This is a genomic window from Corallococcus sp. AB038B (genome assembly GCF_003668955.1).
In the GTDB taxonomy this organism is placed as follows: domain Bacteria; phylum Myxococcota; class Myxococcia; order Myxococcales; family Myxococcaceae; genus Corallococcus; species Corallococcus exiguus.
Genome location: NZ_RAWO01000389.1, coordinates 1 through 386, shown reverse-complemented (window position 1 = coordinate 386; position 386 = coordinate 1). Strand labels below are relative to the sequence as shown.

General features: G+C 73.6%; 1 protein-coding gene. It reads right to left on the bottom strand.

The window, feature by feature from the left end; translation table 11 throughout:
• The coding region (locus tag D7Y04_RS43655) for a histidine kinase dimerization/phospho-acceptor domain-containing protein (RefSeq protein ID WP_304988667.1) at positions 1 to 386 on the bottom strand (386 nt) is incomplete at both ends.

Sequence of the window (386 nt, the reverse complement as noted above, 5' to 3'; positions counted from 1 at the left end):
AGCGCCTCCAGCCGCAGCTCCATGCGTCCGTGCATCAGCCGCGACACGTCCAGCAGGCTGTCCACCAGCTGCGACAGCCGCGTCGTCTGCCGCTCGCAGGACTCCACCCCGCGCTCCACCCGCTCCGCGTCCAGCGGCCCGGGCTGGCGCAGCTGCCGGTACAGCAGCTGGAGCTGGAGCTTGAGCGACGTGAGCGGCGTGCGCAGCTCGTGCGCGGCGACGCCGAGGAACTCGTCGCGCACCCGCACCGCCGTGCGTGCCTCGCTCGCCAGCCGCTGCTGCTCCGCGCTGGCGGCCTCGGCGGCGGCGCGGGCGTTGACCTGTGCGCGTGTCATCAGGAACAGGAGCAGCGTCACCAGCAGGCCGCTGATGAGCACCGTGCCCAG